The sequence below is a fragment of the Nonomuraea turkmeniaca genome, assembly GCF_005889735.1.
GTDB classification, from domain to species: Bacteria; Actinomycetota; Actinomycetes; order Streptosporangiales; family Streptosporangiaceae; genus Nonomuraea; species Nonomuraea turkmeniaca.
In genome coordinates, this window is sequence record NZ_VCKY01000259.1 from 1 (window position 1) to 14,501 (window position 14,501).

Below are 14,501 nucleotides of genomic sequence, written 5' to 3' on the forward strand. Positions count from 1 at the left end.
GGGCCATCAGGGATGTGGGGGACCGAAGGAGGTGGAGGACGTCCAAGAGTGCTTGCTGGGTCTTGTGATCGCGGGTGGCGCTGGACAGGACGAGGTCGGTGTAGCGATCGACGGAACGCTGCAGGGAGGTGGGGCGTGGCCCGCGGGCCCCTGGCCATTTCAGGTCCGAGGTGGTGGCCAGAAGCCAGGCCCAGTTGTTCACCTTTGCCAGGCCGCGGTGGAAGCAAGCCGCGAAGTCCCTGCGGCTGCTGTAGGTCTCGCGGTACTCGCCAAGGAGCGTCGCAGCGGCTGCGGCGGTGCTCATGCCTTGGGCATAGATGGGGTTGAAACAGCAGACGGCGTCGCCGACCAGAACGAAGTTGGCGGGCTGTGCGGTGGCGTGTTCGATGTATCTGCGGCGGCTGCTGGTGGAACGGCTGAGATACACCGGGCTGGTGGGTGTGGCGTTGGCGATGGCGTCGGCGACGATGGGGCTGGCGAGGCTGCGCGCGAAGGCTAGGAAGTCGTTCTTGCGCCGGCTCGGCCGGTCGGCTCCGATGCCGATGAGGGTGACGAGCCAGCGATCGTCTTCGATGGGCATCAGCATGGCTCCTCGGGGCCGGTGCGGCGCGCCGGGCTGGATGTAGCAGGCCTGCCAGTCGGCGCGATGCCCAGCGGGGATACGCATACAGCGGCTGGCATAGCCCAGCTGGATGTCGATCACCACCTCAGGTAAGGCGGGGTAGCCGAGCTCACGCAGCCAGTGGCCGGCGCGCGATCCGCGGCCGGTGGCGTCGATGACCAGATCCGCCATGATCGGCGAGAGCCTGGCGCCGCCGGTACCCCGCACTCGCACTCCGGTGACGAGCCCGGCGACGCCGGTGAGCCCTTCGGCGAACTGCTGCGACCGGAGTTCCACGCTCGGATGAGCCAGCACGCGCCGTCTGATCAAGGACTCGAGCAGACTCCTGCTGGCCCCGTAGGCCTTCAACCGCGACGGGAACCGGACGCTCCATCCGAACGGGTTGCAGATCGCCACATCGGCGGCGAAGTCCACAACCGGGGCGCCTGCCTGCACGAGTTCGGCGGCGAACCCGGGAAGTAGCCTCTCGATCTCCTGCTGCCCGCGGCTTACCAGCCCGTGGACGTGCGCTGCCTGCGGGACTCCGGGCCGGCTCTCCGGTCCGACCGGCAGCCTGTCTCGCTCGATCACGATCACCTCGTCGCCTCGATGGGCGAGCGCTTGAGCGGCGAGGAGGCCGGCGATGCTGCCGCCCAGCACGACAGCTCGCATCACGCCAACCCGTGGGCGCGCGGTCCTGTCTCGTTATGATCAAGGAGAGGGCTGGTGCTGCCGGCGAGGGTGACGGCGCCGAAGCGGGCCTTCGGGACCGCTGTGCTGAGGAGCGCGCGGATGACGCCGCAGAGCATCACAGCCCGTGAGTTGCGTGTGCGACCGTTGGCCATTCGGGGATCCTTTCCGTGAGCTCCGCCGAACCCGTAGGTGCCGGGTGGTCACCGCAGATGCAGAGGGATGTCCGGCACGTACGCGGGGTCGGCGATGAGGTTGATGATCGCGAAGCTGCCCAGCCAGCACAGGACGCAGACGTTGACCATGCCGATCACTGCCATGGCTTGGACAGGTGTCTTCAGGCGGTGGGGCAGCCTGCCGCTGCCGTTGAGGATGGGGGCGCCGCCGTGGAAGCGGATGATGCACGGTATGCCGACCCAGAAGATGCCCACGAGGGCGTACTCGTAGAGGGGTATTTGGTACCAGTGGCCCGCCATGATCGTGAGCTCAGGAACGGCAGCCACGTAGGCATAGTTGCCGGCGAGGATGAACGGCGTTTCCGAGAGGAAGTCGGTCAGGAGCCCGCAGAGCAGGGCCGCGAGGACGAATTTCGGCCCGTGAAGTCCAGGCCACTTGCGCAGGAACAGTCCGCGCATCAGCGCTGCCATGATGAGGACCATCATCATGCCGAGGGAGTAGCCGAACAGTCCGGTGAACCAGAGGTCGATCTGCCGCTCAGGCGTCTGACTGTGCCATCCGGGTATGTATGGGCCCCAGCTCGTGACGCCGGGGAGGAACCGGCTGCGGTGCGCCGTCCAGTGCTCGTACTCGCCGATCGGTCCCAGCCAGAAGGCAGAGGTGTAGGCGAGGAAGAGCATGGCGTCGAGGGTGAGGGCAGGTTCCTTGCGGCATTGCCGGACAAGCCAGACGACCAGACCGCAGAACGGTACGACAGCGAGGGCCAGCGAACCCCATAGCAGGATCTGCCGCGCTGCGCTCACCTCTGCTGTGACACGCGGCAGAGTGTGGGGGATGTCGGCGAGCGCCCATCGTGTCATGACCCAGGTCCCGGACAGCAGGAAGGTCGCGCCCACCACCGCCCAGGCGGTTACCGGGGTGGCCCACCATGGAGCCTGTTGCGACCGTGATGCAGGGCGCGTCTTCGCGTGGACGCTCATTTAGCTCTCCGCCTCAGGCTGCCCCGTCAGGCCGCCGGTCATGTGCTCCAAGAGCCAGTTCGTGAGAGCGGCGGGGGTGGGTTTGGTCCAAATGACGCCCGGTTTGATGTCGATCTTCACCGCGCGCTGGAGGCGTTGCTGGAGTTGGACGGCGGCAAGGGAGTCCACTCCGAGGAGGACCAGGCTGGTGTTCGGGCCGATGTGACGGGTGGTGCCACCGAGCAAATCTCGGACTTGGTCAATGATGAACTCGGTCAAGAGGCGATGTCGTTTGGGCTTGGCCGCGTGACGTGACCAGCTGCTCGCGGACAGGAGACAGACCTCGCCCAATGGACAGCCCCCTATCCGGCGGTGCGCGACTCCACCCCTGCTGACTCACACACTTACCAGCATTCCGGACGCCGGTGACGATCTCGATGGGTGAGTAGGCGAGTTGGGAGTGCCCTTCGGCGAGGATGCGTTCCAGGGCGTCCAAGCCGTCATCAGGGGAGATCATGAGGAAGCCGCGCTGGGCAAGGTGCCGGCCCCGGCCGACCTGGCTCCAGGCGCCCCAGTGGATGCCAGTGGCAGGCAGTCCCTGGCTGAGACGGTAGCCGACGAGGGCGTCGAGGTAGGCGTTGGCCGCGGCGTAGGCACCTTGGCCCGGGGAACCGATCAGGGAAGCCAGGGAGGAGTAGACGACGAAGAAGTCCAGGTCGTGGTCGAGGGTCGCCTGATGCAAGGTCCAAGCGCCGTCGGCCTTGCCGCGCCACACACGCGCCAGCAGCTCGTCATCGACGTTGGCAAGCGTGGCGTCTTCGATGACGCCGGCGGCGTGCACGATGCCGCGCAAGGTAGCGCCGTCCTCGGCGCTCGCGGTCAACGCCCGCTGCACGGTGGTGGGGTCGGCGATGTCGCCGAGCACCACGTGGATGTCGGCACCCGTCCTCGTCCGCAGGTCCTGCAGCTTCTCGGCAGTGGAATCGGAGGGATGGGTACGGCCGCACAGGACGATACAGCGGGCGCCGCGCTCGGCGAGCCGCCCCACAGTGAGCAGTCCCAGGCCTCCCAACCCGCCGGTGACCAGGTAGCTGCCGTCGGTCTTGACCGGTGTCGGAAGCTCGTAATAGACGAACTCGCACTCGCGTTGGCGTAGCCGAGTGGGACACCGGCCGTCAATCTCGATGATGAGCCGGCTGCTGCTCCTGGCGTTCGGTGTGAGAAGTTTGCCCCGGTGCCCCAGCTTCTCAAAGCTCCAGTCATCCGGTTCCTTGGACACGTAAGGGGCCATCGTCGTCCGTCCCTGGTCGGTGATGAGTTGTGGCAGAGCCAAGGCCGTGGTGCAGTCGGGTGAGGCGAAATAGCTCAGCAGGGGCCTATTCATCCGCTGTGGTCGACGAGCTCTCCTCAGGTTCCGATGCAGCGCACGGCCCGTAGCCCGTTAAGCGCCGGCAGGTCACCTCTAACAAGACTGTCCACAGCGGTGACATGGTCGCCACGCATGAGGAGACGACGGCACAAATGGGCACCAATGAAGCCGACGCTTCCGGTCACCAGGATGTATCGAGGTGACATTCCTTCCGATGCTTCGGACAGGTCGCCATTGCGCGACGCGAGGCAGGCGTCGTGGCGAACTGATGGGCGATGTTCGGAGGGTGCGAGGAAGGCGGGCAGGCCGCGCGCCGGCCCGCCTTCCTCGATCTCCCGGCCGTCTCCGGGCAACGACCGCCCAAGACCGCCCCGAGGCAGAGGCCGCCGGAAATGCCGGTCCAGGATGTCGGCCCACTCCGGCAGGACCACAAATCCACCGTGGCCGTAGAACCGGTCGGCCTGAATCGGCCATGGCGGCGCGCTGGGTGTCGGCGATGGTGACAGGGGCGGCCAGCCCGGCCGCCGCGGCAAGCGCGTCAAAGAAGCGCCAGCGCCTTGGCCACGCCCGGGTCGCGCCCGGTGGCCAGGTCGAGCGCGGTCATGGGGGCGTCGTGGTCGACCGGCACGCCGATCGTGTCGATGATTTCGCGGGCGGGCCCGAGATGCCTGACTCTGGGCAAGAGCAGGACGCTGCCGTCGTGGAGGAGGTATGCCTCGCCGGGGCCGGATACAGCCCCAGCGGTGCGGGTCCCGATGAGGGTGCCCAGGCCGTTGCCCTTGACCGCCGCGCTGAAGTCCTCACAGGCCGAGGCGCATCCGCGGTCGGTGAGGACGATCAGGCGCGAGCCGAGCAGTGGGACGCTGTCGTCGGTCCGGTTGGGCACGCAGTCGCCTTTGAGGGGGCAGAAGTAGCTGGTGACCTTGCCGTGTGCGAATGCACCGAGCAGCCGCGTCACCTCGCGAGGTGATCCTCCGCCGTTGCCGCGCAGATCGAGGACCACCGCCTTCGGTTTGTCCCGCAGCTTGGCGATGACCTGGTCGGCGGCGCCTTCGCAGAATCCGGGCAACTGGACGTAGCTGACGCCGTCGGCGAGCTTCTTTGACGTCACCGCCGCAGGCTGCCGCGTGATAGGGCCCTCTCTGAGCTCGACGATGCGAGTCCGTCCCGTCGTGGGACGCCTGAGCGTGAGCCGTACCGTGCCGGAGGTGAAGGCGTCGAGGATGCCCTGATTCACGGTGTCCCCGACGAACGCCGGCACGCCATTGACCTTGACGACGATGTCACCGGCTCTGATGTCGGCCTTGGCGGCGGGGCTGCCGGGCAGGACGCGGGTGATGAACATCGGCGGCCGGGCCGCGGGGTCGAGCTGCGATCCCTGCTGGGCCGACACGCCCACGATGCCCGTTCCGGTTGGCCCGCCCTCCGACGGCGGGGTCGGCCTGACCCAGCGGGCGTGGTTGTCCTGCAGTCCGGCGACCATGCCGGTGATCGCGGCGCGCAGGGCGGCGGGGTCGTCGGCGCCGAGGACTTTCGCGAAGGCGGCCCAGTCGGTGTCGCGGTTCCCGGCCAGGGCGGGCAGCTGAAGGCCGGCTCGGTCGGCGCCGCGCCGCATGAGGTTCTGGGTATAGGCGGCGAAGGCGCTCTTCAGCAGCGCCTTCGGATCCATGACCGGGCCGCTGTAATAGTTGTCCAGCACGCAGTAGTACGCCTGCCGGAGCGTGTTCACCGATGTCGGCGGTGCCGATGGCGGCGGTGGCGCCGTGATGGCGGTGCAGCCCCCGCCTGGGGTGGTGACCGATGGGGACGCCGGCTTCGGCTGGGGCGTCGGGGCCGATGCAAGCGCGGACGCGGGTGCGGGCATGGAGCAGGCGGTCACTAGGACAGCGGCGCAGAGGGCTCTGATCATGGCCGCCAGCGTGGCCTGAAGTGGGTTACACGGTCGTGAACGGATCCGTTACGCCATTGAAACCCCGGTTCAGGTATGAACGTCGGATGCGGATTCTGGTGGCCGAGACGAACGCGACCTGGCCGATCTCGTGGCGGTGGGGTTGCGCCGCCATGCCATGGCCGTCGACATGGTGGCTTGCTCATACTGAAGCCCAGCACTCCACCCCCGTATGAGAGCCCGTCGTTGAACCTCAAGATCTCAAGCCTGGCGATAGCGCGGAATTGAGAGACTACTGATCATGAGGCGGGCCTCGGGTCGTCGTGCGGCTTCCCGTGAGAGTCGACCTGCGCGGCCAACCGGGCGTAATCGACGGGCCGGGTGGTGTCGACCCCAACAGTGGGAGTGAGGCCCAGCGGTGCGGTTATCTTGGGTGACTCTTAGCTTGATCTTTAACCTGTGCGTCGAGGACGTGGTGTTCGCGGATTTCTTCGTCGTCGGTTTCCGGGCCGGGGTCTTCGTGGTGGTCAGGCCGGTGGCAGTGTAGGCTCCACGTGATTGCTCATCGTGCCACGCTCGACGTCTCTCGTGCACTGGTTCAGTACGTCGCGGGGTTGCTGCGGGCAGGGCGCCGGCTGCGTAGGACGCCCAAGGAGCAGCCGGGCCTTGACCCGTTCCGGCAGGCGGTCATGGTGCTGTGCTGGTTCCGCGGCGAGAACGACATCCCCAAGCTCGGCCGCGATCATCGCGTCTTCCGGGCCACCGCCTACCGCTACATCCACGAGGGAATCGAGATTCTCGCAGTTCAAGCCCCAGATCTTTCCGAAGCTCTGGACCGCGCTCAAGCCGAGGGACTGCCGTATGTGATCCTGGACGGCGCTCTGATCCCGATCGATCGCTGCGCCGAGCAGACCGTCAGCGTCAAGGGCGAGTCCATCGACGCCTGGTACTCCGGCAAGGCCCACCAGCACGCCGGCAACCTCCAAAGGGGGCAGACCAAGTAAGCCGGAAACGGCTAATAGCGCTGGTCAGAAGCGGTGGAAAGCCTTGGGTGGGACGATCCCGCTGATGATCGTCCCCTCGCTCGGCACCCTATTGACCGTAAGCACCCCGCCGATCTCGGCGAAGCATGCTTTCATCACGGCCACTTCCCGGTCGGTCGCGAAGACCTTGGCGAGCGGCGGTGTCGGGCACATCGTCCTTGGGAAGGGCCCATACCTCGACCGAGATCCCTGAGCGTGCCGACCAGTATTTCCAGTCGTTTGGCCAGCTTCCGTGCGAGGGCACGCTCGGCTCCGCGGAAGCGAAGATCCTCATGCAACTGCTTCGTAAAGATTCCAAGATCGGCTCCTGAGCCCTGCCGGGTCACCCATACCGCCGCAGACGCGAGCCGAGTCGGGCAACGATGCTGATGACGCGCGCGTGATGGCGCCGCCACCAGGCGCGTGCCCAGATGAGCTCCCCCGTCACGAGGATGGCGAGCACGATCGCCCCGTCCACAACGCCGGTCACGGACTCCATCGCGGCGATCTGGCCAAGCGCCCCCGTCAGCAGCTGCACGATGACCGGCAGCGTGATCAGCAGGAACAACGACACGCAGATCACACTCGACGGAACGAAAAAGACCGCGTAGCCACGGACGATTCGCCGCTCTCGCGCGGGCAATCGGCGAGTCGGATCGTCCTCTGCGCGCCCGGCGATTCTCCGGACAAGGTAGCCGCAGTAAAGAGAGGCGTCCCGATAGAGATTCCGGCAACCGGCGAGATCCTGTACGGCGAAGTAGATGTCGGTACGCATGAAGAACAAGAACTGATTCGCCAGCAGGACCACCTGGGTGAGGAAGATCAACGCACCGAATCTGTGCAGTGCGTGGGTTTCGGGCAGGCACAGGATCCAGACGCCGATCGAGGCGATGACGGCGTTGACGGCCATGCCGGACAGGTAGACGACCATACGGGTCGCGCGGGGCGCTGACCAGATGCTGCTCACGTCCGTCTGCGCGCAGAGGAACTGGAGTCGCGTACTGAAATGCATGCGGCCCGGTACGCCCACCGCCCTGGCCGTGAAGAGATGGGCGAGCTCGTGCGGGAAAATGGATCCCCATGCGACGATCGCCTGGCTGAGAAGGAAGATGCTCCCGCGGTCGGTCCACATCATGTCCGTCGCGCGGGGGATCAATTCGCGGTTGAACGCGAGGACCAACGATGACGCGGCGATGACCAGTGCCGTCGCCCATCCGGTCGCCGGATGCATGAGCCAGCGAACGTGATGAGGCCGGACCCTCGCGAAGGTGCACTTGGGCGTTTCCGTGATGACGCGATCCCCGTCCACCTCGTCCACAAAGCCCAATTGCCGCAGGCTTCCGAGGAAGCCGTCGGTGTCGAACTCCTTCCCGAATTCCGCGAGCAGCCTCTTCTTGACGTCGGTGATGGTGTGTCCCTCGTTGACGAGCTCGATGAAGCGTAAGCCGACCGGAGGGAGAGCGACAAAGGTGCCGGTCTCGACGCGCCCGACTATCCACTCATCGCCTTCCTGCCGCCACGTCAGCGGATGCAACCGAGCTCGGACCGCACTGGACATCATTGGCTTCCCCACATGTAGGACAGTCCTTCCGAGGGCTGTCGCCCGTGATGACAAAGTGGCCGTCGGGCGCCACCAGATTGACTCCCAGGATGCTGTTGAGCGGCAACGCGGGCGCGCCCGTGATCAGGCTCATCACCGCATGAGCGACCAGGGTTCCCGACATGCCGGCGGTCACGGCGTTCGCGGCGTGGATCTCCGGAGACGACGCCGGCCCCGTCCATTCACCTGTCGAGGGCTCCCGCTGTTCGATTTCATTGAGCTGCAGGCATTCATAGCAAGGCCCGCTGCCCGGCCAGAAGATTCCCACGGTGACGCGCGGACCGTGGTAGCCGCCATGGACCCACCGGAGCCCGGATCGCGTACTGACCCGGTTCGCCCACGTGCGAATCTCGGGCGGCCGGTCGGCGCAGAGCACGAGGAGGTCGTGGCCCCGGACACAGTCGGCCAATTCCTTCTCGCTGAAGAGCTCCCGGCGGTCAGCCGTGAGGTGGACCGTCGAGTTGTGCGTACGGAGCTTCTCGACGGCGGCCTCCACCTTGGGCCGGCCGATGTCGTTCTCGGTGTAGAGCACCTGACGATTGAGATTGGACAGCTCCACGATGTCTGGGTCGACGCAGTGGAGCCGGCCGACCCCCGACATCGCGAGGGCCAGCGCCGCGCTGCCTCCCGTTCCGCCCATCCCCACGACGACGACGCTCGCCCGGCGAAGAGAGCGCTGCGCATGCCAACTGGTCTCGCGTGGGGTGAGGTCGATCCATTGAAAATAGGCCCGGCTCCGGCTGTACCGCTCCCGGTCCTGAGCCGACAGCTCAGCCGGCGCGGACTCTCCGGCATCCTCGAGATATCCGGCGGCCATGAACTGGTCGATTCCGCTCAGAACCTGTTGCGGCGTCAGAGCCGGAATACGGTGGACCAGATGGCGCACCACCTGGTCCACCGTCCGCGTTCCGTCGAGACACTCCAGCAGCGCCCAGATCCACCCCTTCGGATCGACGATCTCGGCCGCTATGCCATAGACCGTTCCGCCGATACGAATACGATGATCACTCAACCGATGTGGTCGGTGTTCGGATTTGATGCGCGGGCGCTGCAAGGGATGCCTCCGAATCTGGTCGCGGTCACGTGGTTATCCGGGATGGCGGGTCAGCTCTCGCACCGGCCGCAGCCCGCGGTCGTCTCAACCCGATCCAGCGTGCGGATCTCGATGATCTCCATGTGTGTCCTCCTTCCACTCGTCTCGCGTGGTCGCCGTCGTCGCAGGTCGGGTTCGCGGAACCGTCAAGCGACGTCTTCGTGGCACGCACAGGTCGTCTCGACTCGCTCCAGCGTCCTGATCTCGATGATCTCCACCGTGCTCACCCCCTTTCGCGTACTGCGGGTACCGGGCCTTCACGGCCAGGCGAACGGACTGAGCGAAGAAGGCGGTTCAGCCGTCCCCGAACGGGGATCGTGTCGGGCCGTTGTGCGCATTCGGCGCATGACGGCACGCCGCCGGCTCCAGGTGGACCTCGCGGATGGCGACCCGCCGTTCCCACACTTCAGTGCCGAGCAGCGCAGCCGTCACCACCGCCCCTTGAACCTGCATGTCGGGTCCCTTCACCGTGTTCGACCTCACCGGACCTTCGATCGCGTCCGGTGGAATCAGTGTCGGTCGAGGGGGTTATCGCTCCGCTTATGCATCGGCTTTGGCCGGCTGCGACCTGCCGATCGGCACGAATGGATCCGCCGAATCGGCGAAGTGGCCGGGCGCTGGAGCGCCGCCGACTCGTCAGTCATGCGTCCACGGATGTGGCTGCGGCACAAGCAGCGAGAACTGACGGCTGTCGTGGAGCTTCGCTCGAACGTGTTCGGCGTCGGGGTGGCTAAGTTCGTCGAGTATGGTCAGCGCGTCGTGCCAGGCCTGTCGTGCCGGCTCGTCGCTGTGCATGGCGGCATAGGCGTCGCCGAGGTGGACCAGCGTCTCGGCTTCCGTTGTGCGATCTCGCCCGATGCGGAGGAGCGCGAGGGCTTGGCGGTAACACGTGATGGCTTCGTCGTGGTGGCCGCGGCGGTAATGGGCGTAGCCAAGGCTGTCCCAGGTTTCCCCCTGTCCCTGGAGGTCGCCGATCTGCTGGAACAGATCCAGCGCTTGTCGGCAGCATCGGAGGGCCTGGCCGCATTCGCCGAGCTCGACGTACAGCCGTGCGAGCCCGTTGAGTGTGTCGGCTTGCCCGTGCGGCACGTCCGCGGCGCGATACAGGTCGAGGGCGAGCCGCATGTGATGGACGGCCTCGTCGAAGTCGCCGCCCTGCCCGTAGATCCAGGCGAGTGTGTGATGCGCCTCTGCCTGCCCCGCCTCGTCGGCGAGGTCCGCGGCGAGTTCCAGAGCCTGTCCGGCATGGGTGTGCGCGTCGGCGTACCGGCCGAGGCTACAGAAGGCACACCCCAGGGCCAGGTGTGACAGAAGCTGTTGAAAGCTGTTGCCCAGCCGCTTGGCCGCGGCGAGAGCGACGCTCTGAGTGTCGGCGAAGTCGCCCCACTGAGCCTGCCCGTCGAGAAAGTTCTCGAGAGTCCAGGCGATCCGCCACGCCGCGGTGTCGGTTCGCTCGGCCACTGCCCGTTCGATGGCCGCGAGAAGCACGGAACGTTCGTCGGAGAACCAGGTCTGCGCCTGCTGATGGTCGGTGAGCTCGTGAACCGTGACCCCCTGAACATGGTCGTCGAGCGTGATCGTGCGGCGTGCCGGATTGATCAGCACCGCTGCCTGGTGGCCGGTGTGAACGTAGTGGTCGAGTACGCGGCGCAGAGCCGCGTGAGATTCGGCGCTGGTCTCCTGCTGGTGGACGAGTTCGCCGGCGTAGGCACGGAGCAGGTCGTGAAAGGTGAAACGGCCGGGACGATGCTCGATGAGCAACTGCGCGGCGGTGAGGGTGGCAAGCAGGGGCCGGGCCTGGGCGACAGGAATGCCGGCCAGGCTGGCGGCGGCGGTTTCGGAGATGTCCGGGCTGGGATGCAGTCCCAGCAGTCGGAAGAGCCGGGCCGCGTCCGCAGAGAGCCTGGCGTAGGAAACCGCGAACACCGCTCTGAGGTCGGTGGCGGGATCTGCGCCCGCGAAGGCGTCCAGGGCGGTCTTGGCGTCGAGCAGTTGATCGGCCAGCGTATGAAGCGGGAAGTCGGGTTGAGTGGCGGCGCGGGCGGCCATCACTGCCAGCGCCAGGGGGAGCCGCGCGCAGCGGGAGATGATGGTGTCGACGGCCTGAGGCTCGGCGGCGACTCGGTCGTGGCCGAGCCGGCGAGCGAGTAGCTCGCGTGCTTCGGCATCGGTGAGTAGGCCGAGATTGATCGGCTGGGCCGCCTCGGTCGCGATCAGGCCAGAGAGGTGATTGCGGCTGGTGATCAGGGCGAAGCAGCCCGGAGAGGCCGGGAGTAGGGGGCGTACCTGTTGCTCGTCGCGGGCGTTGTCCAACAGGACGAGCATGCGTTTGCCGGCCAGCAGGCTGCGGTAGAGCCCTGCCTGGGCGTCTATGTCGACGGGGATGCGCTGCGGTGACACCCCAAGCGCGTCGAAACACCGGCGCAGCGCCTCGGCTGGTGTCAGCGCATGACCGGATGGGTCGAAGCCCCTCAGGTTCACGTACAGCTGACCGTCGGGGAACCGGTCCGCGACGCGGTGCGCCCAGTGCACCGCCAGCGCGGTCTTGCCGATGCCGGCCGTGCCGGAAACAGGCGAGATCACCACGGCCGGTGGAGCGGGGCTCTCGCCATCGGGTAGCAGGCCATCGAGCAGCTTGACCTGCTCCTGTCGGCCGATGAAGTCGCGGGTGCCTGCCGGAAGGTGACGCGGCACGATCGGCTCCTCCCACCGCGCGTGCTCGCTGGGCGGATCCGGTGTCGCCGGTGAGCCCGATACTGGCCTGACGTGCAGATTAGGCGCGCTGGTGAGCATCTGCTGATGTAGCTGTTGCACGCTCGAGCAGGGCTGGATTCCCAGCTCCTCGTCGAGGAGGTGGTACAGCCGCTGGTACTCCTCCAGCGCTTCGGCCTGGCGACCGGATCGATACAGCGCGAGCATGAGTCGTTCGCGCAATGACTCGCGGATCGGATGTTCGGCCACCAGGGCCGTCAGCTCACCAACCAGCTCAGCATGATGGCCTAGCGCGAGATCGGCGTCGATCCTGTCGTGCAGAACGGCGAGTCGTCGCTCTTCGAGCCGTGGCCGTTCGAGGAGGATCAGCGAGCCGGTCGTATCGCCAAGTGCCGGACCCCGCCACAGGTCGAGCGCGGCGCCGAGGTCGCGAGCAGCGTCGGCCGGCCGGCCATCGGCGAGCGCGGCACGTCCGCACTGCGCGAAGCGCTCGAAGAGGGCGAGATCGCTCCCCCACTCGTCCAACCGCAGGACATAACCTGCAGAGCGATGCACGAGAGGAGACGCTCCCGTGGCATCCTTGCCCAGCACTCGGCGGAGCTTGGAGACGGCTTGCTGGACCTGATTGGTGACCGTTGCCGGCACGTCCTCGCCCCACAACGCCGCAATCACCCGATCGAGGGAGACGACCCGGTTGGCGTTGAGCACCAGGAGCGCGAGCAGCGCACGATGCTTCGAACCGCCAAGCCGTACCACTGCCCCGTCTCGACGGACCTCAACAGGTCCGAGAACGCGGATCTCCATGCTCTCCCGCTCCTCACCTTTTGCCCGCCGAACAGCGGCAGCGCCGCCGAGGCCCTTTAGCGAGCTCCCAGACGTCTGCGCCGCGCCAGGCGTGTGAGGGTGGCGTCCAGCCGGTTGAGTCGGTCACGAGGTGATCCTCGCCTTCGTCGTCACTGCGACCGGCCCGGCCGCGCGTAGTTCTTGAAGATCGGGGATGTGGTTGTAGAGAGTGCCGACGCTGACGCCGAGAAGTTTGGCGATCGAGGTGATCGAGTGCTCAGGGTTGGGTAGCAGGTCGCGGGCGGCGCGGAGCAGATCGGCGTCGACGACGGTGGGGCGGCCGCCGACGCGGCCGCGGGCCCGGGCGGCGGCGAGGCCTTCGCGGGTTCCGGCGACGATGAGTTCGCGGATGAACTCGGCCAGCGCGGCGAAGACGTGGAAGACCAGACGGCCGCCGGGGGTGGTAGTGTCCAGGCGTTCGTGCAGGCTGGCGAAGCCGATCTCGCGTTTGCGCAGGTCGGCGACCATGGTGATGAGGTCGTGCAGGGAGCGGCCGTAGCGGGCCAGCTCGGGCACGACGAGGGTGTCACCGGCGGCGAGGAAGACGTGGCAGGCCTTCAGCTCGGGGCGGTCGGCATTCTTGCCGGATCCCTTGTCGGCGAAGATGCGCCGGCATCCGGCAGCGGTGAGGGCGTCGAGTTGACGCTGGAGATTCTGGCTGGCGGTAGACACACGGGCGTAGCCGATGCGGATCTCGCTGCGGTGGGCGGGGAAGGCTGCGAGCGGGTCGGGAAGCAGTTCTAAGGACGTGCTCACCCTTTCAGTCTCTCAACAAACGGGCTCACGAGGTTGTTGAACTGCCGATGTTGTTGAAGGACTTTTTGAAGGGATATCAGGCCGTCTTCTGGCATCCACAGCGATCTTCAAAAAACGATCGCTAAATGAAGAGATCAACCACCGCTCGCCCTCTCGTCATCTGCCTTCTCCGTCCAGTGCGCGAGGTCGCGCCGGGTGGTGAGGGTGTGAGGGGTGCTCGGCGCCCAGGACACGTTCGCGGACGGGGAGCAGGGCGGCGAGTTGGTCGCGGCGGTGGCCGCGTCCCCTGCCTGCCCCGGTGTGGTGGGCGAGGTTGTGCCGGACGATCAGGGTGGTGTGCTCGGCACCCAGGACACGTTCACAGATGGGGGGCAGGGCGGCGAGTTGGTCGCGGGCGGCGGCCGCGTCCCCCGCCCACCCCGTCCAGTAGGCGAGGTTGCGCCGTGTGCTCAGTGTGGCGGGGTGTTCAGCGCCGAGCGTTGCCATCGCGTGGCAGTGGATGTGTTGTTGGAGCTGGACGGCGGTGGTGTAGTCGCCGCTGGCACCGAGGTAGTCGACCAGGAGATGCAGGCCGGGTGAATGCGGCGGCAGCACGTTGCGGGCGTGAGGCAGGAGCGCTCGGTAGGCGGGCCAGGTGCCGATCGTGTCCGGATCGCGGGGAAGCGCGGCCAGGAGCAGGTCCGCGGCGATGGCGCGGACGTGGTCGCGCTGGTCGGGAGCGAGCCGGTTCAGGGTGACGGCCTGGATGAGCCGGTGCACGCTGATCAGGTCTTCGGGTGGACCGGTGGCGG

The 14,501-nt window shown here is 66.9% G+C and carries 15 protein-coding genes and 1 pseudogene; 3 read left to right on the plus strand and 13 right to left on the minus strand.

Translation table 11 applies throughout. The features are described 5' to 3' along the window. From ETD86_RS45420 to ETD86_RS45445, 6 genes are all read right to left on the minus strand, one after another. On the minus strand, nucleotides 1-1,261 hold a 1,261-nt coding region (locus ETD86_RS45420; protein ID WP_138672833.1), incomplete at its 3' end, for an NAD(P)/FAD-dependent oxidoreductase. Between the two features lie 233 nt (nucleotides 1,262-1,494). Then, nucleotides 1,495-2,448 (minus strand): spirocyclase AveC family protein, encoded by a 954-nt coding sequence (locus tag ETD86_RS45425; RefSeq protein WP_138672834.1) that lies wholly within the window; start codon nucleotides 2,446-2,448, stop codon nucleotides 1,495-1,497. Next, entirely contained in the window at nucleotides 2,449-2,706 is a 258-nt protein-coding gene (locus ETD86_RS45430; protein ID WP_170223618.1) for an acyl carrier protein, read from the minus strand. Beyond that, nucleotides 2,687-3,811, minus strand: coding sequence for an SDR family NAD(P)-dependent oxidoreductase (locus tag ETD86_RS45435; protein ID WP_138672836.1), 1,125 nt, complete (start codon nucleotides 3,809-3,811; stop codon nucleotides 2,687-2,689). Before ETD86_RS45435 ends, ETD86_RS45430 begins: the two co-directional genes overlap by 20 nt. Before the next feature lie 23 nt (nucleotides 3,812-3,834). Further along, nucleotides 3,835-4,002: an NAD-dependent epimerase/dehydratase family protein gene (locus tag ETD86_RS45440; RefSeq protein WP_246149284.1), complete on the minus strand. Its 168-nt coding sequence runs from the start codon at nucleotides 4,000-4,002 to the stop codon at nucleotides 3,835-3,837. Between the two features lie 332 nt (nucleotides 4,003-4,334). Beyond that, nucleotides 4,335-5,525, minus strand: a complete 1,191-nt coding sequence (locus ETD86_RS45445) for a S41 family peptidase (RefSeq protein ID WP_170223619.1) — start codon at nucleotides 5,523-5,525, stop codon at nucleotides 4,335-4,337. A 37-nt stretch (nucleotides 5,526-5,562) separates the two neighbouring features. Here ETD86_RS45445 and ETD86_RS56075 point away from each other — a divergent pair, with 37 nt between their 5' ends. From ETD86_RS56075 to ETD86_RS56080, 3 genes and pseudogenes are all read left to right on the plus strand, one after another. Further along, nucleotides 5,563-5,724 carry a hypothetical protein gene (locus ETD86_RS56075; RefSeq protein WP_170223620.1) on the plus strand — a complete coding sequence of 54 codons (162 nt, stop codon included), beginning with the start codon at nucleotides 5,563-5,565 and terminating at the stop codon, nucleotides 5,722-5,724. A 67-nt stretch (nucleotides 5,725-5,791) separates the two neighbouring features. After that, nucleotides 5,792-5,880 (plus strand): annotated as a pseudogene (locus ETD86_RS59790) (response regulator transcription factor); the annotation flags it as partial. A 358-nt stretch (nucleotides 5,881-6,238) separates the two neighbouring features. Then, on the plus strand, nucleotides 6,239-6,688 hold the full coding sequence (locus ETD86_RS56080) for a hypothetical protein (RefSeq protein WP_170223621.1): 450 nt from the start codon (nucleotides 6,239-6,241) through the stop codon (nucleotides 6,686-6,688). Between the two features lie 24 nt (nucleotides 6,689-6,712). On the opposite strand, the gene ETD86_RS56085 is transcribed toward ETD86_RS56080, so the two are convergent. The 7 genes from ETD86_RS56085 to ETD86_RS56095 form a co-directional block, all read right to left on the minus strand. Beyond that, a complete protein-coding gene (locus ETD86_RS56085) occupies nucleotides 6,713-6,880 on the minus strand; it encodes a hypothetical protein (RefSeq protein ID WP_170223622.1) in 168 nt (55 codons plus the stop codon). A 169-nt stretch (nucleotides 6,881-7,049) separates the two neighbouring features. Further along, complete coding sequence (locus ETD86_RS45455) at nucleotides 7,050-8,240, minus strand: PqqD family protein (protein ID WP_138672838.1); 1,191 nt, start codon at nucleotides 8,238-8,240, stop codon at nucleotides 7,050-7,052. After that, nucleotides 8,206-9,360, minus strand: a complete 1,155-nt coding sequence (locus ETD86_RS45460; protein WP_138672839.1) for a HesA/MoeB/ThiF family protein — start codon at nucleotides 9,358-9,360, stop codon at nucleotides 8,206-8,208. The genes ETD86_RS45455 and ETD86_RS45460 overlap by 35 nt, the downstream gene beginning before the upstream one ends. 333 nt (nucleotides 9,361-9,693) lie before the next feature. After that, nucleotides 9,694-9,852, minus strand: coding sequence for a hypothetical protein (locus ETD86_RS56090; RefSeq protein WP_170223623.1), 159 nt, complete (start codon nucleotides 9,850-9,852; stop codon nucleotides 9,694-9,696). A 183-nt stretch (nucleotides 9,853-10,035) separates the two neighbouring features. Next, nucleotides 10,036-12,915, minus strand: a complete 2,880-nt coding sequence (locus ETD86_RS45465) for an AfsR/SARP family transcriptional regulator (RefSeq protein ID WP_138672840.1) — start codon at nucleotides 12,913-12,915, stop codon at nucleotides 10,036-10,038. Nucleotides 12,916-13,038: 123 nt separating this feature from the next. After that, nucleotides 13,039-13,710 (minus strand): recombinase family protein, encoded by a 672-nt coding sequence (locus ETD86_RS45470; RefSeq protein ID WP_138672841.1) that lies wholly within the window; start codon nucleotides 13,708-13,710, stop codon nucleotides 13,039-13,041. A gap of 156 nt (nucleotides 13,711-13,866) precedes the next feature. After that, the coding region (locus ETD86_RS56095) for a tetratricopeptide repeat protein (RefSeq protein ID WP_170223624.1) at nucleotides 13,867-14,501 on the minus strand (635 nt) is incomplete at its 5' end.

What these genes read in the sequence shown, in the direction of transcription:
- ETD86_RS45425 (WP_138672834.1), bottom strand. Translation starts at nt 2,448, where the DNA reads ATGAGCGTCCACGCGAAGACGCGCCCTGCATCACGGTCGCAACAGGCT.
- ETD86_RS45435 (WP_138672836.1), bottom strand. Translation starts at nt 3,811, where the DNA reads ATGAATAGGCCCCTGCTGAGCTATTTCGCCTCACCCGACTGCACCACG.
- ETD86_RS45440 (WP_246149284.1), bottom strand. Translation starts at nt 4,002, where the DNA reads ATGTCACCTCGATACATCCTGGTGACCGGAAGCGTCGGCTTCATTGGT.
- ETD86_RS56075 (WP_170223620.1), top strand. Translation starts at nt 5,563, where the DNA reads ATGGCGGTGCAGCCCCCGCCTGGGGTGGTGACCGATGGGGACGCCGGC.
- ETD86_RS56085 (WP_170223622.1), bottom strand. Translation starts at nt 6,880, where the DNA reads ATGTGCCCGACACCGCCGCTCGCCAAGGTCTTCGCGACCGACCGGGAA.
- ETD86_RS56090 (WP_170223623.1), bottom strand. Translation starts at nt 9,852, where the DNA reads ATGCAGGTTCAAGGGGCGGTGGTGACGGCTGCGCTGCTCGGCACTGAA.
- ETD86_RS45465 (WP_138672840.1), bottom strand. Translation starts at nt 12,915, where the DNA reads ATGGAGATCCGCGTTCTCGGACCTGTTGAGGTCCGTCGAGACGGGGCA.